The following is a 25,634-nucleotide window of genomic DNA, read 5'->3' as shown; positions in this document are numbered from 1 at the left end:
AAAAATAAAACCCTATAAAAAAGGGTCAAATTGACATATTTACTCTTCTTAGCACTGAACAGAGTCTATTCTACTCTATGAACGACCTCTATCTGATACGATTTTTAAACCCTGTATTGATACGCAAGCGCAGCCCCAGATAATAGGCATATGTGATCGCTTTTTTAAGTAGATACGCAATGTACCCTTTCACTTTGATATACCGGAACATTTCACCTACTGCATACTTTCCGCCCAATGCGATAAAGACACCCGAAACACTCGAATCAAATGGTTGAGATGGTACACCGTCTATGCGCTGTCTAATGGTTTTGGCTACATACTCTGCACTTTTTTCGGCAATTTGTGCCGTGGGAGGTAAAATGTTACCTTCTGAGTCTCTGATCTCCACACAATCACCTATGGCAAAGACATCTTTTGTGCCTTGAATATTGAGCTCCGGGCTTGCAATGAGCTGATTGATACGGTTTTTCTCATTCTCGATCGTATCATTGAGTGATGATGCTTTGATCCCGCCTGTGAAGATCATGAAACTATAGGGTAGTTTTTCACCGTTTTTGAAATGTACATGTGTCGTGTCAACCGTGTTGATAAAAGCACCTGTAAGGATCTTGACACCCAGTGCTTCCAATCTCTTCTTGGTATTGTCGATACTGTATTGCCCCATACCCGGGAGTATGGTATCGCTTGCATCGATAAGATAAATATGTATCTCTTTTGCTGTATCTCCGATCGTTTTACTGTAATCATCCAGCACATAAGCCATCTCAGCAGCCACTTCAACACCGCTAAGTCCCGCTCCCCCAACCACGATATTGAGTTCCCCTTCTCTAGAGCCCTCTTCATGCTGCAATTTTTTGTAGATAATGTTTTCAAACTTTATCCTGAAATTGTGTGCCCTTTGCAGGTTTTTCACACCGAAACTGTTCTCTCTCAAACCCTCTATAAATGAAAAGAAGTTTGTTTTTGCGCCTGTTGCAATGATAAGATAATCATAAAAGAGTTCTATCCCATCCAAATGTACGCTCTTCTGCCCGAAATCGATAGAAGTCACCTCTTGATGGATGAAGGCTACTCTCTCTTTAAATCCTTCACACCAATTTTGCAGATCGATTGCAACATCATGCATATCGAATTGACCCGCGATATAGCCATACGCCTCGGTTTGTAAATAATGATAGGGATTTTTATCGATCAGTGTGATATCTATATCTTCATATTTCGATAGCTTTTCGATGGCTCTAAGTCCACCATACCCTCCACCGATCACTACTACTTTTTTCATGATATCTGTCTCCCCGCGTTGCTTTACACTCCATTTTACACTCTTAATATAAATCTAACGGCTTGATCGGACGATTTATAGAGATATTATCTGATGATATTTGTAATCTACTAACCCTTCTTTAAGCTCCCAAGGAGTAAAATCCCTTCTGCATTTCATGATGCAACATGCCGCAGTGATGGAACTGGTAGACTTGGTAGACTCAAAATCTTCTGCCTTCGGGCGTGTCGGTTCGAATCCGACCTGCGGTACCACTAAACATACATAAAATATGCGGGCGTAGCTCAGTGGCTAGAGTTCCTGCCTTCCAAGCAGGCTGTCGAGGGTTCGAATCCCTTCGCCCGCTCCACTTTAACCAACCATTTTACAAACATGATCGATATGCGGGCGTAGCTCAGTGGTAGAGCATAACCTTGCCAAGGTTGGGGTCGACGGTTCGAACCCGTTCGCCCGCTCCATACATATCCGATCTTTTGACTAAATCCCAAACTCTTAATTTCTTTTGCTATAATCCCTTTTATAAAAACTAAGGCATAGCTATGAAACTTGTTGTGGCAATTACCGGTGCAAGTGGTGTTCAACTGGGTAAGAAATTTGTTGACTTTTTACCTGGGCACATCGATGTACATGTGATCGTTTCCGATAATGCCCTCACTGTAGAGTCTTTTGAAAACAAAAATGTCACTCTACACGCCAGTGAGAATATTGCAGCCTCTGTCTCTTCGGGTTCGTTTAGGGTGGATGCAACAGCGATCATTCCTTGCAGTATGAACACTTTGGCGAAGGTCGCATGCGGGATCAGTGACAACCTTGCCACACGCGTTGCAGCCGTAGCGATCAAGGAGCAGAAAAAGTTGCTACTTGCACCCCGGGAGTTACCGTTTTCTGCCATAGCGTTGGAGAATATGCAAAAACTGGCAACACTGGGGGTCATCATCGCACCGCCTGTGATGGGATACTACTCTGAATCATCTTCCCTGGAGGATATGGAGAAGTTCATCATCGGAAAGTGGTATGATGTGTTAGGTATTGACAATAATCTATATGAAAGATGGAGTGAACATGAGTGAGAATAGACGTGCAATATACCCTGGAACTTTTGACCCTATAACCAATGGGCATATAGACATTATCAGCCGGGCGTCCCATATGTTTGATGAGATCATCGTTGCCGTAGCAGACTCAGAGGCCAAGAAGCCGATGTTCTCACTCGAACAGCGTATTGATATGGTCAAAGCGGCAACCAAAGCGTTTCCTACAGTCAAAGTCATAGGATTTCGAGGTCTGCTTGTGGATCTTTCAGATGAGTTGGACGCGAACATCATTGTAAGAGGACTCAGAGCCGTCAGTGACTTCGAGTATGAACTCCAAATGGGTTATGCCAACGCCTCACTTAAAAAAGAGTTGGAGACCGTTTATCTCATGCCGAGCCTGGAGCATGCTTTTGTCAGTTCATCTGTGGTGCGTTCCATTTTGAACTTCGATGGGAAGATAGCACACCTTGTGCCTGATGAAGCATTTAAACTCATAAAGTGTGTCATTTAATGTATGTACTTTTTGAAGGCATAGACACGTGCGGGAAGAGTACGCAGATCGAACTGATCTCACAGAAACACCCTGAGATCATCGTCACGCATGAACCCGGCGGTACGGCATTCGGTAAAAAGGCTAGAGAGATACTCCTTTCTGATTCATTGGCTTCCAAACGTGCGGAGCTTTTGCTTTTCTTAGCAGACAGGGCGGAACATTACCAAGAAGTGATCTCTCCGAATCAACACAAGGTCATCATCTCTGATAGAGGGTTTCTCTCCGGCATAGGATATGCTCTGGCAAATGGCGACTTTGATTTTGATGAACTTGTGAGTCTGAACCGCTTTGCGCTTGAAGGCCATTTCCCGGACAAGGTCATTTTGTTTTTGACCGATATGAAAACTTTGGAGGAACGTACTTCTGCCAAATCTCTTGATGGCATTGAGCTTAGAGGCTTGGAGTACCTTTTAGAGGTACAAGAGCATATGAAACAGAGTATACTCAAACTTGGTATCCCTCATCTTTTTGTAGATGCAACAGAAGAGATAGAGACCATACACACACAAATAACAGACTATTTAAGGAATACACTATGATCAACCCGCTACGTGGAATGAAAGACCTCACTTTTGAAGAGAGCGAACGTTTTGAACATATCATCAACACTGCTTCAAGTATCGCAAAGCGTTACGGCTATGGATATATCGAAACGCCTATTCTTGAAGAGACAGCACTCTTTAAACGCTCTGTAGGAGAAAGCTCTGATATCGTAGGCAAAGAGATGTACCAGTTCATCGATAAAGGTGAAAATGATGTATGTATGCGTCCTGAGGGAACAGCAGGTGTGGTTCGTGCCTTTATCTCTGCTAAGCTTGACCGACAACCTGTCAAACAGAAGTTCTACTATTATGGGCCGATGTTTCGTTATGAGAAACCGCAAAAAGGAAGACTCAGAGAGTTTCACCAGTTTGGATGTGAGAGCTTTGGTGAAGCATCTGTCTATGAGGATTTTACTATCATCACCATGATCGCTCAGATCTTCGATGCACTGGGTATCGGTTATGAACTACAGATCAATTCACTTGGTTGTAAAATATGTATGCCAAAGTATAAAGAGACACTGGTTAGCTCGTTCACTGAAATTAAAGAGGAACTTTGTGAAGATTGTAACCGAAGAATAGGAACAAATCCTATCCGTGTACTTGACTGTAAAAATGATACATGTCAGACATTGCTTGTAGAGTCTCCTAAACTTAAAGACTATCTTTGTGAAGAGTGTGACCCGGACTTTAAAAAGCTTAAAGAGCTGCTGGATGAAGAAGGTATTAAATACACAGTAAATGACAATCTTGTAAGAGGTTTGGACTACTACTCAAAAACAGCATTTGAATTTGTAAGCAGTGAGATCGGTGCACAAAGTGCTATCGCAGGTGGTGGACGTTATGACAGACTTGTTGAATTCCTGGATGGGAAACCGACTCCTGCAGTAGGATTTGCTCTAGGTATAGAGCGTATTATGGAACTTGTGAAGATGCCTGCAAAAGAGGCTGAGGGTTACTATATGGGTGCGATGACTCCAGATGCGATCCCATCACTACTCAAACTTGCAACAAAAAAACGTCTTACGGATAAAGTAACAGTTGAATACAGCTCCAAAGGCTTCAAAAGTCATATGAAAGGTGTAGACAGATCCAATGCCAAATATGCCATTCTTATCGGTGAAGATGAACTGAAAAATGGAACCGTATGGATAAAAGATCTTGAAAGTAAAGAAGAGAGGGTCATTGCTATCAATGAACTCTAAATGATGATACGAAACCTATTGGTTTCGTATCTATTTTTACATCTTAAAAGTTCAACATTACACCTGCAAGGATAGCATCACCATGTGGTCCTTCTATCAGTGAATGTTCATACTCAACCAGCAGTTTATACTCTTTATTGAGCGCATATTCAACACCTGCACCAAATACAAAATCATCTTCTCTCTCATCGATATCAAGTTCAGTGATCTTTTCCCACTCAAACTCATATCCTACTTTACCGAAGATACCCAGATTATGTGTTGCTTCATATGTGTAAACAATGTCAATTGCTGATGTGTAGTATGTTGATGTAGCTTCTACTGTTTCATGTGCTGTAATCTCATACACAGTATTCTTCCCATACGTATAGTCATACTCAATTGCAAACCCATTCCCCAGTCTGTACCCTATATCGATACCAAAACCGTAGCCATACTCATCATCACCATCAAGAAGTGCCTCACCATGGTGGATCTCATCACCCAGTAGCGTCATACCGGCAACTACCAAATAGAACTTTGACTCTTCATGGTGTGCATGCGCTGCTTCTTCTAAAACCGGCTCATGTACCTCAACAGGAGCTATATCTCCTCCGGCAAAAAGCTGTGTTGTCAAGTGTGCTGAAAGTGCAGCTGCCACTAATGTTTTTTTCATCATATTTTCCTTTGTTTGAATACTATCAAATAATTAATATTATAAATAGTAATATCAATTGACTTAAATAAACAATTTTTACTGCACAAAAAGTGATTTTTGATCAAATTTCCTGATATTATTGAATTTTTTCATTTTTGGACTAAATAAAATAAATCAGGTGTATCAATATTATTTAAGCCACTTTAAGAGATCTTGACTGAGTTTGGCGATCACGTTATTGGTTGCAACCGCATAGCCCTTGGCATCTGTGGTGGGTGTAGGTTCTCGGTAAGAAAACCTTTTACTTTTTACCAGTCTGCCCCTATCTGCATCGATAAGGGTAAACTGTATGGAGACCGCTGCGTAGGAGTCTTTACCGCGTACCTGGTGTTCAAAATCAAAAATATTACTTTCCAGTCTATAGTTCTCTTCAAGGGTCGACATATCTGAGAGTACCACTTTAAAGCGTTTGCTGTTATCCAGCACTTCTATAAATGTACCTTGTAGAATCCTGCTCATGTTGTTGGACCATTGGGAATTTTGGTAGGTTCCTCTATCGTTGATCGTATAGGAAAAGTGCATTTTTTCAGACAGCGGTTCTTTGATACTTTGCGGGAACGTAACTTTGATACTTTTCTCTTTATAGGCACCTCTACTCTCTGTTTGAACCTGAGGCACATTGAGGCTATAGACATTAATGACAGGTGCCTTGCTGCATCCTATGCATCCTGCAGCTATCATCATCGTTACGATATGGGTAGATATACTTCTTCTCATTCCCCCGGCCCCTTTCTTAATGTTCTGGATTTAAAAAGTAGATCACTAGGATTTTGTTCGAGTTGTCTTGACATGGTATTAAGCTGATTGGTCAGTATGCGTATCTCTATGAGCATAGGTTCAAAGATCTGTTTGAGATTGTAATCCCCTCTCTCTATGGTATTTTCGACTTTGAGTGTCACACGGTTGAAATTCTTACTCGTTTCCATCAATTTATCGATGGTAGGTACAGAGACTTGCTTAATGTCTGCAAAATCTTGTTGAATCAATTTGAAATCCCTATTCATACTTGCCAGAGCAGTCCTGAACTCTTCAAGAGAGAGTATAAGCTTATCTTCCAGCTCTTCCCCTTTGGCTGTCATTTGTTCTATATTGTCAAGAATATTTCCCAAGGTTTCAATGTTATCATCCGAAAGTAGTTTGTGACTCTGTTCTAAAAGCGCTTCGATCTTTACACTCGCTCCGCCGATGTCACCTGCTAACTGCGTAAGAAAGGAAGTTTTTGTCTTGATCAGAGGAATATGGTCTTTGGTAGGTTGTAAGGTTTTAGCTGCGTTCGTACCACCCTCGATCTCTATGGACAAAAGTCCCGTCACACCAAACATTGCGGTACGTGCTACCATGTCTTCTTTGATAGGTATCCCTTTTTTGATCTTGACGAATATCTCAACTGTTTCTATATCTTGAGGATTAATTTGTATAGCACTAACACTCCCGATATCCACACCGCGTAATTTGACATTGGAATCTATGGAAAGGCCTGCAACAGATTCACGCATTTCAAGTTTATAGATATCAAACTCTTCTTGCAGATCATATTTGGCAAGCCAAAAAGCAAACCATACCATACCTGCGCCAAAGAGCAGTACGAAGACACCTACAATGGTATAATTGACTCTGCTATACATCTTTAACCTTATCTTTAAATCTCTCTTTGGTGTACTCATTCTTAAAGAACTCTTCTACAAAGGGATGTTGTGATTGTAACACATTTTCCAGTGACCCCTGTGCAACGACCTTTTTATCTGCCAGAACTGCCATCCTGTCTACAATACTGAATATGCTCTCAAGATCATGTGTGATCATCACGACAGTGATACCCAGCAGATCACGCAGCTCCACGATCAGTGCATCAAAATTTCGTGCCCCTATGGGATCGAGTCCCGATGTCGGTTCATCTAAGAAAAGGAGCTTGGGTTCCATCGCCAGTGCCCTTGCAAGGGCAGCACGCTTCACCATCCCTCCACTGAGCTCGGAAGGATAGAGGTTACCTACATGCGGTTCCAATCCTACCAGTGCCAACTTGGATCGTACCAGTTTATCTCTCATCCCTTTTGAGATATCTGTATACTCCTTAAGCTGTACCTCTATATTTTCTGCAATGGTCAACGAGGAGTAGAGTGCGCCAAACTGGAAAAGCACACCCCAGTCACTGCGTAATGCCTGCGCCTCTTTGAAACCTATACGGTTAAGGGATGTGCCCAGAACACTTATTTCACCTGCACTGGGTTCGAGTAGCATGATCATCTCTTTCATCAGTACGGATTTTCCTGAGCCACTTTCGCCCAAGATCGCATAGATCTCATTTTCATCAATATGTAGGCTCACCCCGTCATGAACCGTTCTTTCAGCAAACCGTGTGATGACATCATTGACCTGAATGACTGTGTTCATAGCCCAAGCTCCGTAAAGATCACAGAGAAGAGTGCATCAAATGCGATCACTAAGAAGATCGAGTTCACCACAGATGCTGTCGTATGCAACCCTACACTCTCTGTGTTATAAGAGACCTGAAATCCCCTAAAACATCCTACCGCAGCAATGAGAAATGCAAAGACCGGTCCTTTCATCATACCAAGTAGATAGTGTTTTACTTCCAACACTTCATAAAGCCTTTGGGTAAAGAGTCCCATTGAAATATCCAGCTGCATACTTGCAGCTACCATACCTCCCAAGATACCTATGAGATCGGCAAAGAAGATCAACAACGGCAGTGCTACCATTAAAGCGAAGATACGCGGAAGTACCAAGAAAGTATAAGGATCAAACCCCATCGTACGCATGGCAGCTATCTCCTCTGTAATTTTCATAGCCCCTATTTCAGCCGTATAGGCAGATCCGCTGCGCCCTGCGATCACAATAGCTGTGATCATAGGTCCCAGCTCCCTGGTAATGGATATTGCAACGGTATCTACGATAAAAATATCTGCGCCGAACTTGGCCAACTGAACAGACCCCTGATAGGAGATGACCATTCCCACTAAAAATGATGTTAAGGCGATGATGATCAGGGCATTGAAGCCTGACTGGTGAACATGGTATATGGTCTCTTTAAAACGTATATCTTTAGGTTTGACAAAGGTATGGAACATCGCATAAAAAAGATGACCCAAAAAGGTAATGAAACTCTTCACTTCATCCAATATTTCATAGCTTCTTCTACCCAGCTTTTCCAGCATACCTTTTTTTCTGGGAGGTTCGATCTCCGGGATGTTTCTATGAAGCAGTGTATACATGTCTTTTTGGCTCTGGGTATACCCTACGATCTCCACATCCGTCTTTTGTTGAAATCGTTCATAATATTCTATAAAAAGCAGTACGCCTGCACTGTCAAAATCACTGATACCAGAAACATCCCAAACGATCTTTTTATCATAAGGAATTTGGAGCAGTTCCTTTTCTATTTGAAGTACCGTAGCAAGCATCCATTCTCCCTTAGAGATAAGCGTAAAGTGGTCCTGGTCTGCTTCATAGGTTAAGAACTGTTTCATCATAGAAATATTATAGGTAAGATTAGATTAAGTTTGGCTATAATTATCATAATAAAACAATAAGGCACAACTATGAAAAATTTTGGTTTAGATATGTGGGGGGATGAAAACTTTATCATTCAGGGTGATACTATCAATATCAATCATGCGTCTAAGCCATCACTAATCTCTATTACCCAGGAGATCCGTGAAAAAGGCTATAAAGGACCCCTTCTTCTTCGTTTCCCCCATCTCCTTGAGAAGCAGATATCTACACTCTTTAACACGTTTGAAAAAGCCAAACAGGAGTTTAAATACAAAGGAAATTTTCAAGCTGTTTTTCCTCTCAAGGTCAATCAGTTCCCAAATTTTGTGCATGCCCTTATGGATGTTTCCCAAAATTACAACTACGGCCTCGAAGCGGGAAGTAAAGCAGAACTGATCATTGCCATGACGAAAACACCTCTTGGTGCACCGATCACAGTAAACGGCTTTAAAGACAAAGAGATGATATCACTCTGTTTCATCGCAGCCAAAATGGGACATAATATCACGGTAACCATAGAGGGTTTGACGGAGTTGGAGACGATCATCCAGGTTAACAAAGAGTTTAATGCGGATGCAGAAACACCTATCGCACCTAAGATAGGTGTACGTATACGTCTTCACAGTTCAGGCATAGGCATATGGGCAAAAAGCGGGGGATACGGTTCTAAATTCGGTCTTACCTCTACTGAACTTCTTGAAGTCTACTCCATGCTGGAAGAACATGCGCTTCTAGACTACCTTTGGATGATCCACTTTCATATAGGTTCTCAGATGGGTGACATCGCTCCGCTGAAAAAAGCATTGAGAGAAGCCGGTAACATTTATGCAGACCTCAAAAACCGTGGGGCTGATGCACTGGGGGCGATCAACATTGGTGGAGGCCTTGCGGTTGAATACAGTCAACATGAAGATAAACAGGAGAGAAACTACTCTCTACGTGAATTTGCCAATGACGTGGTTTTCTTGATGCAGGATATCTCTAAAAGAAAAGGTGTGGAAGAGCCGGATATCTTTACCGAATCAGGACGCTATATCGCTGCTTCACATTCGGTGCTTGTTGCCCCTGTACTTGAACTCTTCTCCCAAGAGTATACAGAGAAAGGATTGCGTCTTAAAGAGGTCAATCCTCCGCTTGTTCAAGAGCTGTATGACCTGTACAACTCTTTAAGCCGTGAACGTGCCAGAGAATACCTGCATGATGCACTCGATCATATGGAGAGCCTGCTCACGCTTTTTGATCTAGGGTACATTGACCTTGAAGACCGTTCAAATACAGAGATCCTTGTAAACCTTATCATCAAAAAATCGATCGCTTTACTCAAAGATGAAGACAGTGATGAACTCAAAAAACTACAAGACCGTATACAGGAAAAGTATCTTGTCAACTTCTCGGCTTTCCAGTCACTGCCTGACTTCTGGGGTTTGGCACAGCACTTCCCTATCATGCCTTTGGACCGCTTAGATACCAAACCAACCAACCCGGCAAGCATTTGGGATATCACTTGTGACAGTGATGGGGAGATAGGTTTTAATCGTGAATTCCCGCTCTACCTCCATGACATAGATGTGGATACGGAAGAGTACTTTCTAGCCTTTTTCCTGACAGGGGCCTACCAGGAAGTCTTAGGCATGAAACACAACCTCTTTACCCACCCTACTGAAGTAGTGATCAATTTTGATGAAGAGGGAAAATATACAGTAGATAATTTGATCGAGGCACAGAACATTATGGATATTTTAGATGATTTGGATTATGACACCTATCAGATGGATAAAAAACTCAAATATCATATAGAAGAATCTGTACATCTCAACAGTGAAGAAAAACGTGAACTTTTAGGAAAACTTTACCTTTATTTAAGTGAAAATAGCTATCTTAAGACCATACAAGCCATTGACGAGGAGCGTTAAAATTGAATTCATTTAGTCTTATCAAAGAAGATTTTCTTAATGTAAAAAGAAATGACCCTGCCCTGCACTCTACCTTTGAACTCTTTTTTAACTATCCCGGATTATGGGCACTTTTGTTTTATCGTTTGGCACACCCGCTTTACAAAAAAGGTCTAAGATTCCTTCCACGGCTTATCTCTGCTATAGGACAGTTTTTAACAGTGATTGATATACATCCCGCTGCGACCATCGGCCGCAGGGTTTTCATTGACCATGGTGTTGGCGTTGTGATCGGTGAAACAGCGGTCATCGGTGATGATGTGATCATCTATCAGCAGGTTACGCTTGGTGGCGTCAGTCTTACAAAAGGCAAAAGACACCCGACCGTGGAAAATGGTGCAGTCATCGGAGCAGGCGCTAAAGTACTCGGAAACATCACCATCGGGGCCAACTCCAAAGTCGGTGCGAACTCTGTTGTGGTGAAAAATGTACCGGCCGATTCAACTGCGGTTGGTATCCCTGCACGTGTACTGAAACGCGGATTCGACAAAACCCCGCTCAGTCACGATAAGATCCCCGATGTCAACAAAGAGATATTTCAATATCTTCTTAAACGTCTTGCAGTACTTGAGACAGCGATTGAAACAGGGGACAATGCACATATCAAAGAAAAAGACCATGAGCTCGATGCGCTTTATGATAACTTTATCCACTCTATGGATTAGAAAGATCAACGGCTTTTTTTAACGCATTTTCAGATATAATTATACAATTTATAATCAAAGGTTTTTATATGCTTTCAGATCGTATCCAAACACTCTCTCCGTCTCTTACTATAGCTATCTCTTCACTTGCACGTGATTTAAAAGCACAAGGAAAAGATATTCTTTCTTTCTCTGCGGGTGAACCGGATTTCGGGACCCCTCAACGTATCAAAGATGAGGCTATCAAAGCGATCAATGACGGATTTACACAGTATACTGCAGTACCGGGTATACCAGATCTTTTAGAAGCCGTAGCAGCAAAACTGAAAAGAGACAACAACCTTGACTACGTACCTTCAGACATCATCGTAAGCAATGGTGCAAAACAGTCTCTTTTTAATCTTTTTCAAGCAGTACTGAATGAAGGTGACGAGGTTATCATTCCTTCACCTTATTGGGTCACCTATCCTGAGCTGGTCAAATATGCAAGTGCTGTCCCTGTCATCGTAGAGACAGATGAGATCAGCGGATTCAAAATGACTGCTGATCAGCTCAGTGCTGCGATTACGCCTAAAACAAAAATGGTTATCTTGACCTCTCCGTCAAACCCTACAGGTTCGGTCTATTCTAAAGAAGAGCTTGAAGCACTGGCAGCTGTACTTAAAGGGACGGATATCATGGTGGTCAGTGATGAAATGTATGAGAAACTTGTCTATGACATCGACTTTGTAGCCGCGGCAAGTATCAGTGAAGATATGTTCCAAAGGACTGTCACCGTCAATGGTCTCAGCAAATCTGTAGCAATGACAGGATGGCGTTTTGGATACTTGGCAACACCGAACAAAGAACTCGTAGCTGCCATGAACAAGCTTCAGAGCCAAAGTACATCAAACATCAACTCTATTACACAAAAAGCGGCTATCCCTGCACTGCTTGGTGAAGTCGATAGTGAAATAGAACAAATGAGAAGAGCGTTTGAGGGAAGAGCGGAAGAGGCAGTGAAACTCTTTAACGAAATTGACGGTCTTTCTGTACTTAAACCACAAGGTGCATTTTACCTCTTCGTCAATATCAAAGATATCTCAAATGACTCTATAGAGTTCTGTAAAGAACTGCTTCAGTCTACAGGTGTGGCTGTCGTTCCGGGTATAGGTTTTGGTGCAGAAGGTTACTTCAGGTTCTCATTTGCCACTGATATCACAACGATCCGTGAGGGTATCAGACGTATTGAGAAGTTTGTACAGAGTAAAAAGTAAAACTCTTTATACGTTCTAGACCAAGATATGTTCTCTTGGTCTGCATTCACTTTAAACTACTTTTTCTTCTTCGTCATATTCTCCATTGCAAACCACACAGCCCCTATGATACTGAACAAGATAACCGGTGCTATCCATGGATATACCTTGATAAACTCGAACACTGCAATGATAGCCTCACTTGAATAATATGCACTCAATCCTATCGTCAGTACAAATACAATAGAGGCAAATACATTATAGAAAGCGAATTTTTTAAAGTCATATTTGGCAAGTGCCATAGAGAGCGGTACAAGGGTTTTGATACCGTAAAGAAACTTCTGTATGAAAATGGCCCATACGCCGTACTTTCGCATGATGAGTGTTGCAAGGGCTATTTTACGTTTATGTTTCGCAAAGTAAGGCTGTATCTCTTTTTTCTGGTATTTCCCCAGATAAAAAAGAAAGATATCTCCCAAAAAGTTTGATACCGTAGCCACGGCCAACGCGATACTCAAGTCCATATTGCCCATAAACGAAAAGACGCCTGCTGCAGCAACAATAAAGAGTGAACCACCAAATGCAAAAAATGCAATCGCCAGGTAACCCCAAGTCTCTAAAGAAGAAAAATCCATGAAAAATCCTAAATATGTTATTAAAGAATCATACCCAAAATAAGTTATAATCCTTCTCATGATTGAAACACTAATGAGCATACTCTTTGTCTATGTCTTCATACTCTTAGGCTATATGGCTAAACGCATCTTTAAAGAAGAGATGAATCCAAAAACACTGACCCTGATGTCTGTTTACTTTTTACAGCCCTTTGTCACCATCTGGGGTTTTAGTACAGCAAGGCTGCAGAGCGAGCACCTGTATGTCCCTCTGATCTATCTTGCCATTATCCTTTTGCTGCTCTTTCCGACCATCCTGCTGGGGAAAGCACTTTTCAGTGATCCTAAAGAGAGGGCCATCTTTTCCATTGCCGGATTTGTAGGGAATACAGGGAACATAGGTATTCCGCTGGGTATCGCCCTTTTTGGAGAAGCCTCTGTCATCTATACGACCCTGATCAACATCGCCAATGTCTTTGTCGTCTATATCATCGGTGTCTACATCTACTCGCGTGGTTCATTCAGTATCAGGGATTCACTCTTGAACATTATCAGGATCCCTATTATCCCGGCTTCCATTGTAGCGATACTCATCAATATCTATGAGGTGCCTCTCAGTTCTGAGATCATTGAATTTTTCAAAATGGGGGCCTATGCCGGTATCGTGCTGCAGCTTTTTTTACTTGGCACATTCCTGCAGGGCATATGTATCAAAGAGCTGCATCCAAAGCTCTTTATAGGGACCATAGGCCAAAAGTTCATCATAGTTCCGTTGGCAACGGCTCTCATACTCTCTTTGACAGATCTGCCACTTTTTGTACAAGGGGTGATATTTATGGAGATGATGGTACCTCTGGCTGTTGCCAATATCAATCTGGCTTCCCTCTATAACTGCAGACCAAAAGATGTCACTTCACTCATTCTGCTTAGTACACTTTTGTTTATGCCATTGTTATTTGGACTTAGCTATATCATAAATCACTACTATTTGTGATAAAATAACCATATAACTTTACTAGGAGTTCTCATGTCTAAAAATACCCTTATCATTGGTGCCGGCGGTGTCGGAAATGTTGTTACTTTCAAGTGTGCGATGAATGCTGAAACATTTGGAAATATCACTTTGGCAAGCCGTACGCTCAGTAAATGTGATGCCATCGCTGCAAATGTCAAAGAAAAAACAGGCGTAGAGATACAGACACGGGCAGTCGATGCAGATTCCATACCTGAGCTAAAAGAACTTATTGCTGCGACTGGAGCGAGTATTGTCATCAATGTGGCCCTTCCATACCAGGACCTTACCATCATGGATGCCTGTGAAGAGATGCAGGTAGACTATCTCGATACGGCAAACTACGAACACCCTGATACCGCTAAATTTGAGTACAAAGAGCAGTGGGCGAGAGATGAAGAGTTCAGAAAAGCGAACATCATGGGACTTCTTGGATCCGGTTTTGACCCTGGCGCGACCAATGTCTTTTGTGCCTATGCACAGAAACACTATTTCGATGAGATCCACACCATAGATATCCTTGACTGTAATGCAGGGGATCATGGCTACCCTTTTGCAACCAATTTCAACCCTGAGATCAATCTTCGCGAAGTCTCCGCAAAAGGTCGCTACTGGGAGAACGGAGAGTGGATAGAGACTGAACCAATGGAGATCATGCAAGTGTGGGATTACCCGGAAGTGGGGCCAAAAGACAGTTACCTGCTTTACCATGAAGAGATGGAGTCCTTGGTCAAACATATCAAGGGACTCAAAAGGATCAGATTCTTCATGACTTTCGGACAGAGTTATCTTACACATATGAAGTGTCTGGAAAATGTGGGTATGCTGGGGATCAAAGAGGTCGAACACAAAGGCATGAAGATCGTTCCTATGGAATTCCTTTCTACCCTGCTTCCGGACCCTGCGAGTTTAGGACCGCGTACCAAAGGTAAAACGAACATCGGCATCTTTGCCAAAGGTATCAAAGACGGTAAAGAGAGAGCCATCTACATTTATCAAGTGAGTGACCATGAAAAGTGTTACGCAGAAGTGATGAGTCAGGGGGTAAGTTACACCACAGGTGTACCTGCGATGATCGGAGCGAAACTGATGCTTGAAGGCAAATGGGAAGGCAAAGGTGTCTTTAACCTCGAACAGCTTGACCCTGATCCTTTTATGGAAGAGTTGAACAAACAAGGGTTGCCTTGGAAAGTCATAGAACTCGGAGCGGATGAGACAAGGATCGTAGAGTAAATAATGGATTTTTTACTCAAAAAGTTGATCTCTATGTTTTTAATGCCCCTTCCTCTTGGAGTGTTTTTCATCGTTTTGGCTTTAGTCTTACTCTACAGACACAAAATAAAGCCGGCAAAATTCCTACTTGCATTGAGCATCGTATGGCTCTTTTTCTTTTCCTATCCACCAGTTGCCAACACGCTTTTACACAGTCTTGAGTCAAACACTCCGACACTTCACAATGCACCTGGGAATATCAAATATATCTATGTGCTAGGAGGGGGACATCATACGGATAAAAATTTGCCCATAACTTCTCAGGTCGTTGAAGCCTCTGTTGTTCGCTTAACAGAAGGCATACGCCTTTACCACCAACTACATGAAGAAGCCACTATCATTGTTTCAGGGTATCGAGGATCATTTGATCCTACTACCCATGCTGTGATGCAAAAAAAATTGGCACTGGCCCTAGGTGTAAAAGAAGAGAAGCTTATACTGCGCCCCGAACCAAGAGATACCGAAGAGGAAGCAAAAGCTGCAAAAGCACTGCTGGGTGATAAACCATTCATCTTGGTTACCTCAGCATCTCATATGACAAGAGCCATGCACTTTTTCAAAAATGAGGGATTAGCGCCTATTCCGGCACCAACGAATCATTTGGCAAGCACACAATATTTAGACTATACCAAATTCTTTTCCTCAGAAGCACTCATGAGATCGCGTGTAGCTTTTCATGAACTTCTAGGCCTGATCTGGCAGAAAATCAAAGGGATCTAATGCAGTTTACAGGTTTCCCAAAAGAGGGACTTAGCTTCCTCAGCAACATCATCATCAACAATTCCAAAGAGTGGCTTGATGACCATAAAGAGGAGTATGAGAAATACATCGTTGCACCCAACAAAGCCTACGTTGAAGAGATGGGTGAACATCTGCAAATACTTGTACCTCATATCCATGCCATACCCAAAATAAACAAATCTCTCTTCCGTATCTATCGTGATGCCAGGTTTCATAGGCTGGACCCGATCAAGGAACGTATAGGCATCATATTTTGGCAGGGTGCGACACATCGTATGCAGAGCAGTTCCTTTTATATGCATTATGATCCCTTTGAAGTCTTTGTCGCTGCAGGTATACGGAATTTCAAGCCACCTTTACTTGCAACCTACAGAGAGTACATCAAAAACGATACAAAGAGAGAAAGTTTGCATCACATCCTGGAAGAGCTTAAAAGAAAAGGATATAGTGTACCTGAGCCCCAATTTAAACGTTACCCTGCAGGACTGGACAAAGAGGACACCTATGCCTACCTCTACCTCTACCTCTATGGTGCGATGTATGCCTATACGACCTTCCCGCCTGATGAAACCTTTCAATCTGAAGCCATCATAGAGAGGAATTTCAAGATCTACGAAGATATGCTTGACCTGCAGCAATGGGTCTATGAACTTACCTGCGTTGAAGAGATAATACCAGAAGACCTTTACTGAAAACAGACCTGTATATTTCTTAAATAAGTGTACGAAAGTTAAGAGTGTAGAGTAACACTTGACACTTTGCATAAATTATTCTATACTACACTCATTCAAACCAAAGGATTAGTCATGTCCCTCAAAATGAAAGACCTTTCTCTCCAAACAAATGAGAGCAAATCAACCATACTCTATTACGTAAAAGAGGGGTTGCTTCCCCAACCTTCTAAACCTAAACCGAATGTACATCTCTATGACGAAAGTTGTATACAGATCATCAAATTCATCAAATACCTGCAACACAACTTCTCATACTCCATAGCCGAGATAAAGAACTTATTCAAAGAGAACCATTTTGATTTTGACGGAAGTTTTGAGATGATGGTGCGTTCTTTGGAACTGATCTCCGGAGGGAAAGAGAATCAGTGGTATTCTAAGCAAGATTTTTTAACACTTGTTTCAATAGATGAAAAAAAACTCAAAGCGTATCAAAAGCGAGGTTACCTATTTGAGCGAGCCAAAGGTTTCTCATCCAAAGAGGTAGAGATAGCCGAGATCATAGAGAGAGCAAGTGATCTGGGTCTTGACTTTGATCTTCTTGATGCGTATGTGGATCATGCCAAGATACTTGCCCAAAAAGAGAATGAGATAGGTGCAACCCTACTCAAAAAAGATGAAGAGTCACACAATGCACGTTATGAACTTCTTTTTGATCTGATACTGACACTGAAACCTTACATTTTTAACATGCATACCGTTCAGGCACATAAAAAAAATATCTCAAAGGCAAGCAAATGAAATCACTGTTTAAAATAGCCGGGTTTACACCCTATATTCTGATCATACTGCTCAATGCTATGACTGACCTGGGACACAAGATCATCTTGCAAAACACCATTTTTAAAGCCTATGAAGGTCCCGAACTCATCATACTCACTGCCATAGTCAATGCCTTGATACTTCTGCCTTTTATCTTTCTATTCTCTCCGGCAGGGTTTATCGCTGACAAATACCCTAAAACGATGGTCATAGAGTATGCAGCAATGGCAGCTATGGGTATCACGACACTGATACTTATCTCTTATTATATGGGTTGGTTCTGGATAGCATTTATATTCACTTTTATCCTGGCGGCACAAAGTGCCATCTATTCCCCGGCAAAGTATGGGCTCATCAAAGAGATGACAGGGAATGAAAAGTTGGCTGAGGCAAATGCAGTCGTACAGGCTGTGACTATATCTTCTATCCTTGCCGGAGCCGTGATCTATTCTATCTTCTTTGAAAATTTACTTCAGGATGCTACTATCGTCCCTTCGGAGATACTCAGATACATTGCACCTGTAGGCTACTTGCTTATAGGTGCCAGTACCATGGAGTATCTCTTGGCCAGACGACTGGTACGTAAGTTCAAAGCTGTCGATATCGATGAGAGTATGACCTTTGAACCCAAGGAGTATAAAAATCTCTCTTATTTAAAAAGTAATATTTCTCTTTTAAAACAAAAACAAACGATCTGGTTAAGTATTATCGGGCTCTCTATTCTTTGGGGTGTTTCACAAGTGGTCTTAGCCATATTCGGAGAATATCTAAAAAGCAGACTGGGCATCACCAATACGATCATTGCTCAAAGCTTATTGGCACTTGCGGGTATCGGTATGATCCTGGGTTCCATGTTTGCAGGACGTGTCAGTAAGAACTATATAGAGACGGGCATCATTCCCTTAGGTAGCCTGGGCGTGGCACTTGCACTCTATAGCATTCCCTCTCTTTCTTCTTTATGGGCATTGGGTACGGCACTTTTATCTTTTGGTTTCTTTTCCGGCCTTTTCATTGTGCCGCTCAATGCGATGATCCAGTTTACATCACCTCACAAAATACTGGGTAAAGTCCTTGCAGGAAATAACTTTATGCAAAATGTGAGTATGTTTCTTTTTTTACTTTTAACTGCCGTTTTTGGATACTTTCAATTCTCTGCCATAGGACTCTTTTACATCATCTCTACTATCGCTTTCTTAGGTATGGTCTATACATTTATCAAGCTTCCACAGTCACTCATCCGTTATATGGTTCGTATGCTAATAAGTTTTAAATACACGTTACATGTTGATGGTCTTAACCATATAAAAGCAGATAAAGGCATTCTCCTTTTAGGTAACCACATATCATTTTTGGACTGGGCTGTCTTACAGATGGCATACCCAAAACAGATACGTTTTGTCATGGAAAGATCTTACTATGAAAAATGGTACCTCAAACCCCTTTTAGACTTCTTTGGGGTAATACCCATCTCCAGCAGGGGAAGTAAAAGTGCGCTTGTTAAAGTGACCGAAGCACTGAACCGTGGGGAGACAGTAGCACTTTTTCCAGAGGGGCACATCTCTCGGAACGGACACCTGGGTACCTTTCAAAGAGGGTTTGAAATGGCAACCAAAGAGGTAGAAGATGCAGTGATCATACCTTTTTACCTGAGAGGGCTTTGGGAAGACAACTACTCGTACGCATCCAAAAAGATGAAACGTAACAAAAGCAGAGACATCTCTGTGAGTTTTGCAGAGGCACTAGATATCCACTCCACGGCTTCAGAAGTAAAGAAATCCGTATTTGATCTCTCTGTTCAAAGCTGGAAGCACTATGCAGAGTCTTTGCCTTCATTGCAAAAAGCATGGATATACTCTGCTAAAAATGTCAGTTCAAAACTCTGCATGGCAGATTCAACAGGTACTGAAGTGAGTGGAAACAAATTTATCACTGCAACATTGATGATGGCTGCTGCACTCAAACCAAAACTAAAAGAGAGTCAAAACATAGGTCTGCTCTTACCTACATCTGTAGGAGGTTCTATGGGAAATATGGCACTGATTACACTGGGGAAAACGATCGTAAACCTCAATTACTCAGCTGGGGAAGAGAGCCTGCTGCATGCACTCAAGATCGCAGATATCACAAAAATCATAGCCTCAAAACAGTTTATTACCAAACTTAAAGCTAAAGGCTTTGATATGACAAATGTACTGAAAAATGTGGAAGTGATCTATCTTGAAGAGATAAAAGAGAGTATGAGTAGAACAAAAGGGCTCTTCACACTTATGATGGTCAAGGCCCTGCCGGCCTCGTTACTAAGTATGGTATGTATTAAAGATAGCCACAAAGATGACACTGCAGCTATACTCTTCTCCAGTGGTAGCGAAGGTACACCAAAAGGCATAGAGTTAAGCCATCAAAATATGATGGGGAACATTAAACAGACCACGACCCTGCTCAACCCTACAGATGAAGATGTGATGTTAGGGACATTGCCTATCTTCCACTCTTTTGGTTTAACAGTCACTACACTCCTACCTCTTATAGAAGGTATCCCTGTTGCATCCCATCCAGACCCTACGGATGGTTTTGGCATAGGAAAAATGGCAGCAAAATATGAGGCGACCATCTTGTTGGCAACGGCTACATTCCTCAGACTCTACACAAGGAACCGTAAGCTTACGCCACTGATGTTCAAAGATATACGTATGGTAGTTGCAGGTGCAGAGAAACTGCCTAATGAGATACGTGATGAGTTTAAAAAGAAGTTTGGACTTGATATCTATGAAGGGTACGGTGCTACAGAGACCACACCGGTCGCTTCGGTCAATATGCCTGATGTACTCATGACAGACTCATGGAAACCACAAGTCGGTCAAAAGATAGGTACGGTCGGTCTGCCACTGCCTGGTTCTGCATTCCGCATCGTGGATCCTGAGAGTTTTAACACACTGAAAACCGGTGAAGAAGGCATGATACTCATCGGAGGTACACAGATCATGAAAGGCTACATCGATGACCCTAAAAAGACAGCCTCGGTCATCAAAGAGATAGATGGCATACGCTGGTACGTCACAGGAGATAAAGGCCGTTTGGATGAAGACGGTTTCCTCACCATAGTCGACCGTTACAGCCGTTTTGCAAAAGTAGCCGGAGAGATGGTAAGTCTCGGACTCGTCGAGGGTGAAATAGCTAAGGTACTCGGAGAAAATGACCAAATAGCCATTGCCGCCCTGCCTGATGCCAAGAAAGGTGAGAAGCTCGTACTTTTGCTTGAGGGGGAGATGGAGTTAGACACGTTGAAAGAGAAGATCAAAGAGATTGAGATGAACCCTCTTTTCGTGCCATCAGAGTACTTCAAAGTGGAAGAGTTACCAAAACTTGGTACAGGGAAGGCTGATTTTAAAGGTGCTAAGAGATTGGCACAAAAGCTCAGTGATGAACAATAAAGGAAGAGAAAATGCAAATGCTTACAACTATCATCATACTCGGTCTTATACTGATCATACTCGAACGTATCTTCCCCGATAGAGTCTTGCCTTTAGTCAAAGGTTGGTGGTCAAGGGTGATCGTGATCAACCTTATGCAGTTTGGAATCGTCATCTTGGGCATGGCTACTTGGGATGTGTGGTTTAAGACACATCAGCCTTATATCATAGAGGGTTATCCTGATTTTATGTTGGGATTTATGGCGTACTTGGTCATTACGTTTGTGTTTTACTGGTGGCACAGGGTGCGTCACGACTCTTATCTACTGTGGGTGCTCTTTCATCAGCTTCACCACAGTGCATCCAGGCTGGAGACGATCACCTCTTTTTATAAACATCCCCTTGAGATCATACTGAACTCTTTACTGATGGGAAGTATCTCCTACCTGCTTTTAGGGCTTAATGTGGAAGCAGTGGCATGGACGATACTCTACAGCTCCATAGGAGAATACGTCTACCATATGAACATTAGAACACCCCACTGGATAGGATACTTTTTTCAACGTCCTGAAATGCATAAGATACACCATAAAGAGGGGATACACTACAACAATTTTTCAGACCTGCCTTTGTGGGATATGGTATTTGGTACCTATGAAAACCCTAAAGAAAGAGAAGAGGCTGCCTGTGGTTTTTGTGATACAAAAGAAAGAGAGTTTATCAAGATACTGGGATTTAAGAATGTAAATAACCCTTACAAAAAGAGTAAAAAATGAAACTGAAACTACTCTCCATCTTACTTGTATGTATAGGTTTACTGCAATCCTTGGGTCACATCACGGGCAACAAAACCATTAAGAACCTTGGACTCATCACAGTCGCTTCACCCCTGCCCATCGTCTTTACCCAGCAAAAAGGTTTTTTGGAAACGTTTGCACTGGATTTCACTTTGGTTTATGAAAAGAAGAACAAAGAAGAACGTATCAAGATCACCCCTGAGCTCTATGCACAGCTGGATAAACCCTATAACTATAGAAATGTCCTTGGAGCAGCCATCTCTTACGGGCCTATACTTCCAAAAGAACTTGTAGCTTCAGTGTTGGACTATGCATTTATAACCCCTGGGGTGCTCTCAGAAACCTTTAATTTGGGTGAGATCAGAAATGCCTCTTTGGAGCTTCACAGTAAAACAAAAAATGAAGACAAAACCTATATTTTACCCATAGGAGAAGACAATGAAAGATAAACCTTCATACCTGTATTATCCTGCGTATCAGTTTGCTATGTTTAGAGTCATTTTCGGGCTTTACCTACTCATCCATTTTCTCTATCTCATCCCTGTTGCCGGAGAGATATGGAGCAGTTCAGGGTTTATATCCGATGTCAGTTTCAACCTTACCTATGGTGCATTTCCAAACATACTCTATCTCTTTGATCGTACGATGGCAGTGACTCTTTTTGTCTCTATGATGGCTCTGCTCTCTTTTTTTATCATGATAGGTTTTTTCAGACGTACCTCCGCTCTGCTTCTATGGTATGGTTGGGCCTGTCTTTTTCATCAGAACAACCTCATACTGAACCCCGGATTGCCAATGGTCGGTTGGTTGCTCCTGGCACTTGCACTTATCCCAAAAGGTGAAGGATGGGGTGTGGAGAAAGAAGAGGAATCATGGGCTATGCCGCCCGTACTCTACTGGGGTGCATGGATCATCGTCGGTGTTTCATACACCATCAGCGGCATTGATAAAGCGATGGCACCCAGCTGGATAGACGGTTCTGCGATCACCCACCTGCTCAATAACCCTTTGGCCAGGGATTATTTTATACGTGACCTGTTGCTTTCAACACCTGAACTGTTTAGAGAGATACTCACCTGGTCAGCACTCTCACTTGAGATAGGTTTCGCTCTTTTGGTCATTTTTTCAAAAACACGGATCATCGCATGGTTTATGATCATGACAATGCATCTGGGCATCTTGATGATCGTTGATTTCCCGGACTTGACGCTCGGCGTCATAATGATACACCTCTTTACGTTTGATGCAAGTTGGTTTAACACTGAAGATACACAAAGAGTCATCATCTTTGACGGTATCTGTGGTTTCTGTAACAAATCCGTAAATACACTGATACGCATAGATACGCAAAACAAATTTCACTACACCTCGCTACAAGGTGAATTTGCAAAAAGCTTGGACTTGAATCCAGACATAGAGAGTATCGTCTTCTATGAAAACGGCACACTCTACTACAAATCAACTGCTATCCTTAAAATACTCAGGTCTTTAGGAGGCATATGGATATTTACGAATCTGTTCTACCTCATTCCAAGAGTGATAAGAGACTACCTCTATGATTTTATAGCTGCATACCGTTACAGGATCTTTGGAAAGATGGAGAGTTGCCGGATGCCTAAAAAAGGTGAGCAGGATCTGTTCATCGATTAACGCTATAAACTACACACTCATTACACACAAATTTGTTATTATTTGACAGTGACAATAATCCTAGAGTTTAGGAGATAGGTAATGGGTCTTCATGTCTCATACTTGGTAAGAGTTACAGAGGCATCGCAGAAATGCGACGACTAAGTGAAAATCTGGAAATCCAGGTGACACGCATAGACCAACGTACTTATCACGTTTTGCACACAGAGTGCTACGAAATCATTTCTGGCAACACTTCCTTTAAGAAGGCTGCAATTTAGTCTTTCTGCTCTGTGTTCGCACTATGTAAATGTCACTGTAAAGATCGTACGCTTACTTCTCTTGTTTTAAACAGAAAGTCATTCTTCTTACTCAGAGAAAAGCGTGCGTGATAGCTATTATCTCTCTCAAAGCCATTATCATAAAATATGTATGCGATAGACTTCTATAGATCTATAGCATATTGTTTCAAAGTTTCCAGATCGATCAATTCAAGCATTTTTTTATGCGTTGCATGTATAAAGATATGCGGTGCCATACCGTCGAGATGTGCTTTAACAAAACTATGACCACCTAGACACCAGCTCTGTCCGGGTTTTACCCCTGCAAAATTGTACTCCGGTATAGGCGTAGAGAGATCATTCCCTACTTTTTTAGAGTATTCCAAAAATTCTTCTGTCGCATAGATACACACTGCATGCACCGCAGGATTATGATCACCTGTATTGCAGTATCCGTCTCTGTGAAAACCCGTTAGAGGCTTTAGACTGCAAGGTTCCAAGGGTTCACCCAAAACATTTAATGATTCTTCCATCATGATCTCTCCTTTGTTCTTATTTGAAAAATTATAACTAAAATGCACAGTCGCTTGGCAACAATACCTCTCTTTCCAAAATATTTGAAAAGAGAGGTGTATATTTGACGCGTTTGAAGCCTTTTTACTCTGCAATCAGATCTAAATGTATCATAAAAGTCTTCAGATACTAGAGAACAGCAATAGTACAAAGATAAAAATCTTTTATCGTTTTGATCATAGATCTATCTTGCCTTACATATGTATGGATGTTTCTTACACTATTTGGTCTCTACTAGACTTTTGATACAATACACTAAAAAACAAAGGTTTACAATGACAAAAGAAAGGGAAGGTGAAATACTCATGATCGGCCTTGCTATACTTGAATCTTGGTTTCCCATCTTCTCTATCGTCTCCATATCATATATAGGGGCACTGCATACCTATACCTACTCCCTACTCATCGCTTTAGCCTTTTTTATTATGATCATGTTCAAACGGGATAGATTCAAAGAGCTTAAGAACAGAAAAGCGTACAAAGATCTGTTGCTCACGAGCTTTTGGATCACTTCACTCTTTGCACTTGTTTTTGTAGGAATGCGTTACACTACTGCGGGGAATACGGCTGTCATTATCTTCTTGCAACTGCTTTTCTCTTACCTATACTTTAACATCTTCGGCAAAGAGAAGATGCATACCTTGCATGTATGGGGTGCGTTTATTATGGGTATGGGAGCGCTTATCATCCTCATTCCTGATGAACTGACATTCAACAAAGGTGACCTGCTGATATTAGTTGCAGCGGCTATTGCACCTTTGGCCAATCTCTACCAAAAAAGGGCACGCGAATTTTGTTCTTCAGAGACCATTTTAGGCTTTAGGACATTCATAGGTCTGCCTTTTATTGCCCTCATGGCATGGGCTTTTGAACCGGCAGTACTTTACGATGCCTTTATATCGGCCCTGCCTTCATTGCTTTTCATCGGTATTTTGATCTATGTCGTTTCAAAGATCATGTGGATAGAAGCCCTACACCGCACATCCATCACCAAACTTTCTGCCATGATGGGGCTGGTCCCTATGATGACACTTGTTTTTGCCTACCTCTACCTCCATGAAGTACCGGAACTTCGTCAAGTCTTAGGTATCGTTCCTGTCCTTGTAGGTGGGTATCTTCTGACCAAGCCTTTAAAGGAAATATGAGCATATC

General features: G+C 41.9%; 25 protein-coding genes and 3 tRNA genes. 20 read left to right on the top strand and 8 right to left on the bottom strand.

Annotation, left to right across the window (positions count from 1 at the left end):
* Positions 1–88 precede the first annotated feature (88 nt).
* Complete coding sequence (locus tag MN086_RS03545; RefSeq protein WP_248576681.1) at positions 89–1,285, bottom strand: NAD(P)/FAD-dependent oxidoreductase; 1,197 nt, start codon at positions 1,283–1,285, stop codon at positions 89–91.
* Between the two features lie 169 nt (positions 1,286–1,454).
* On the opposite strand from MN086_RS03545, the gene MN086_RS03540 reads away from it, so the two are divergent.
* The 7 genes from MN086_RS03540 (at position 1,455) to hisS (ending at position 4,619) form a co-directional block, all read left to right on the top strand.
* Positions 1,455–1,539: transfer RNA gene (locus MN086_RS03540), tRNA-Leu, on the top strand.
* A 19-nt stretch (positions 1,540–1,558) separates the two neighbouring features.
* Positions 1,559–1,634: transfer RNA gene (locus MN086_RS03535), tRNA-Gly, on the top strand.
* Positions 1,635–1,668: 34 nt separating this feature from the next.
* A tRNA-Gly gene (locus tag MN086_RS03530) sits at positions 1,669–1,743 on the top strand.
* Positions 1,744–1,824: 81 nt separating this feature from the next.
* Positions 1,825–2,355, top strand: coding sequence for a UbiX family flavin prenyltransferase (locus tag MN086_RS03525; RefSeq protein ID WP_248576680.1), 531 nt, complete (start codon positions 1,825–1,827; stop codon positions 2,353–2,355).
* On the top strand, positions 2,348–2,830 hold the full coding sequence (gene coaD, locus MN086_RS03520; RefSeq protein ID WP_248576679.1) for a pantetheine-phosphate adenylyltransferase: 483 nt from the start codon (positions 2,348–2,350) through the stop codon (positions 2,828–2,830). Before MN086_RS03525 ends, coaD begins: the two co-directional genes overlap by 8 nt.
* Positions 2,830–3,411: a dTMP kinase gene (tmk, locus tag MN086_RS03515; protein WP_248576678.1), complete on the top strand. Its 582-nt coding sequence runs from the start codon at positions 2,830–2,832 to the stop codon at positions 3,409–3,411. The genes coaD and tmk overlap by 1 nt, the downstream gene beginning before the upstream one ends.
* Positions 3,408–4,619, top strand: a complete 1,212-nt coding sequence (gene hisS, locus MN086_RS03510; protein WP_248576677.1) for a histidine--tRNA ligase — start codon at positions 3,408–3,410, stop codon at positions 4,617–4,619. Before tmk ends, hisS begins: the two co-directional genes overlap by 4 nt.
* Before the next feature lie 43 nt (positions 4,620–4,662).
* Here the strand turns inward: hisS and MN086_RS03505 are convergent, their stop codons facing one another.
* The 5 genes from MN086_RS03505 to MN086_RS03485 all read right to left on the bottom strand — a co-directional run bounded on the left by MN086_RS03505 (position 4,663) and on the right by MN086_RS03485 (position 8,807).
* Positions 4,663–5,274 (bottom strand): porin family protein, encoded by a 612-nt coding sequence (locus MN086_RS03505; protein ID WP_248576676.1) that lies wholly within the window; start codon positions 5,272–5,274, stop codon positions 4,663–4,665.
* 171 nt (positions 5,275–5,445) lie between these two features.
* A complete protein-coding gene (locus MN086_RS03500; protein WP_248576675.1) occupies positions 5,446–6,033 on the bottom strand; it encodes an ABC-type transport auxiliary lipoprotein family protein in 588 nt (195 codons plus the stop codon).
* Positions 6,030–6,941 (bottom strand): MlaD family protein, encoded by a 912-nt coding sequence (locus tag MN086_RS03495; protein WP_248576674.1) that lies wholly within the window; start codon positions 6,939–6,941, stop codon positions 6,030–6,032. Before MN086_RS03495 ends, MN086_RS03500 begins: the two co-directional genes overlap by 4 nt.
* Positions 6,934–7,707, bottom strand: a complete 774-nt coding sequence (locus tag MN086_RS03490) for an ABC transporter ATP-binding protein (RefSeq protein ID WP_248576673.1) — start codon at positions 7,705–7,707, stop codon at positions 6,934–6,936. Before MN086_RS03490 ends, MN086_RS03495 begins: the two co-directional genes overlap by 8 nt.
* Complete coding sequence (locus MN086_RS03485) at positions 7,704–8,807, bottom strand: ABC transporter permease (protein ID WP_248576672.1); 1,104 nt, start codon at positions 8,805–8,807, stop codon at positions 7,704–7,706. Before MN086_RS03485 ends, MN086_RS03490 begins: the two co-directional genes overlap by 4 nt.
* A 69-nt stretch (positions 8,808–8,876) precedes the next feature.
* Between MN086_RS03485 and speA the strand changes: the two genes are divergently transcribed.
* The 3 genes from speA (at position 8,877) to MN086_RS03470 (ending at position 12,681) form a co-directional block, all read left to right on the top strand.
* Positions 8,877–10,742 carry a biosynthetic arginine decarboxylase gene (speA, locus tag MN086_RS03480; protein WP_248576671.1) on the top strand — a complete coding sequence of 622 codons (1,866 nt, stop codon included), beginning with the start codon at positions 8,877–8,879 and terminating at the stop codon, positions 10,740–10,742.
* Positions 10,743–10,744: 2 nt separating this feature from the next.
* Complete coding sequence (cysE, locus tag MN086_RS03475; protein WP_248576670.1) at positions 10,745–11,446, top strand: serine O-acetyltransferase; 702 nt, start codon at positions 10,745–10,747, stop codon at positions 11,444–11,446.
* Between the two features lie 68 nt (positions 11,447–11,514).
* The gene (locus MN086_RS03470; protein WP_248576669.1) at positions 11,515–12,681 is read left to right on the top strand and encodes a pyridoxal phosphate-dependent aminotransferase; all 1,167 of its coding nucleotides are present in this window, start codon (positions 11,515–11,517) and stop codon (positions 12,679–12,681) included.
* Between the two features lie 56 nt (positions 12,682–12,737).
* Here MN086_RS03470 and MN086_RS03465 read toward each other — a convergent pair whose 3' ends face one another.
* A complete protein-coding gene (locus tag MN086_RS03465; RefSeq protein WP_248576668.1) occupies positions 12,738–13,295 on the bottom strand; it encodes a DedA family protein in 558 nt (185 codons plus the stop codon).
* Between the two features lie 58 nt (positions 13,296–13,353).
* Here MN086_RS03465 and MN086_RS03460 point away from each other — a divergent pair, with 58 nt between their 5' ends.
* The 9 genes from MN086_RS03460 to MN086_RS03420 all read left to right on the top strand — a co-directional run bounded on the left by MN086_RS03460 (position 13,354) and on the right by MN086_RS03420 (position 23,649).
* A complete protein-coding gene (locus MN086_RS03460) occupies positions 13,354–14,268 on the top strand; it encodes an AEC family transporter (protein ID WP_248576667.1) in 915 nt (304 codons plus the stop codon).
* Between the two features lie 33 nt (positions 14,269–14,301).
* Positions 14,302–15,519 carry a saccharopine dehydrogenase family protein gene (locus MN086_RS03455; RefSeq protein ID WP_248576666.1) on the top strand — a complete coding sequence of 406 codons (1,218 nt, stop codon included), beginning with the start codon at positions 14,302–14,304 and terminating at the stop codon, positions 15,517–15,519.
* 3 nt (positions 15,520–15,522) lie between these two features.
* Positions 15,523–16,278 (top strand): envelope biogenesis factor ElyC, encoded by a 756-nt coding sequence (gene elyC, locus MN086_RS03450; protein WP_248576665.1) that lies wholly within the window; start codon positions 15,523–15,525, stop codon positions 16,276–16,278.
* Positions 16,278–16,991 (top strand): TIGR02453 family protein, encoded by a 714-nt coding sequence (locus tag MN086_RS03445; RefSeq protein WP_248576664.1) that lies wholly within the window; start codon positions 16,278–16,280, stop codon positions 16,989–16,991. Before elyC ends, MN086_RS03445 begins: the two co-directional genes overlap by 1 nt.
* A 114-nt stretch (positions 16,992–17,105) precedes the next feature.
* Positions 17,106–17,771, top strand: coding sequence for a MerR family transcriptional regulator (locus MN086_RS03440; RefSeq protein WP_248576663.1), 666 nt, complete (start codon positions 17,106–17,108; stop codon positions 17,769–17,771).
* Positions 17,768–21,223 carry an acyl-[ACP]--phospholipid O-acyltransferase gene (locus MN086_RS03435; protein WP_248576662.1) on the top strand — a complete coding sequence of 1,152 codons (3,456 nt, stop codon included), beginning with the start codon at positions 17,768–17,770 and terminating at the stop codon, positions 21,221–21,223. Before MN086_RS03440 ends, MN086_RS03435 begins: the two co-directional genes overlap by 4 nt.
* 11 nt (positions 21,224–21,234) lie before the next feature.
* Positions 21,235–21,978, top strand: a complete 744-nt coding sequence (locus MN086_RS03430; RefSeq protein WP_248576661.1) for a sterol desaturase family protein — start codon at positions 21,235–21,237, stop codon at positions 21,976–21,978.
* The gene (locus tag MN086_RS03425; protein ID WP_248576660.1) at positions 21,975–22,448 is read left to right on the top strand and encodes a hypothetical protein; all 474 of its coding nucleotides are present in this window, start codon (positions 21,975–21,977) and stop codon (positions 22,446–22,448) included. The genes MN086_RS03430 and MN086_RS03425 overlap by 4 nt, the downstream gene beginning before the upstream one ends.
* Positions 22,438–23,649 carry a DCC1-like thiol-disulfide oxidoreductase family protein gene (locus MN086_RS03420; RefSeq protein WP_248576659.1) on the top strand — a complete coding sequence of 404 codons (1,212 nt, stop codon included), beginning with the start codon at positions 22,438–22,440 and terminating at the stop codon, positions 23,647–23,649. Before MN086_RS03425 ends, MN086_RS03420 begins: the two co-directional genes overlap by 11 nt.
* A gap of 424 nt (positions 23,650–24,073) precedes the next feature.
* Here the strand turns inward: MN086_RS03420 and MN086_RS03415 are convergent, their stop codons facing one another.
* Positions 24,074–24,445: a DUF2237 family protein gene (locus MN086_RS03415; RefSeq protein ID WP_248576658.1), complete on the bottom strand. Its 372-nt coding sequence runs from the start codon at positions 24,443–24,445 to the stop codon at positions 24,074–24,076.
* A 312-nt stretch (positions 24,446–24,757) separates the two neighbouring features.
* Here MN086_RS03415 and MN086_RS03410 point away from each other — a divergent pair, with 312 nt between their 5' ends.
* The gene (locus MN086_RS03410) at positions 24,758–25,627 is read left to right on the top strand and encodes a DMT family transporter (protein WP_248576657.1); all 870 of its coding nucleotides are present in this window, start codon (positions 24,758–24,760) and stop codon (positions 25,625–25,627) included.
* The last annotated feature ends 7 nt before the right edge of the window (positions 25,628–25,634 follow it).

Source organism: Sulfurovum sp. XGS-02, from assembly GCF_023213175.1.
Classification (GTDB): domain Bacteria; phylum Campylobacterota; class Campylobacteria; order Campylobacterales; family Sulfurovaceae; genus Sulfurovum.
The sequence above is the reverse complement of the archived record's forward strand: the minus strand, read 5'-3'. Positions and strand labels throughout refer to the sequence as shown.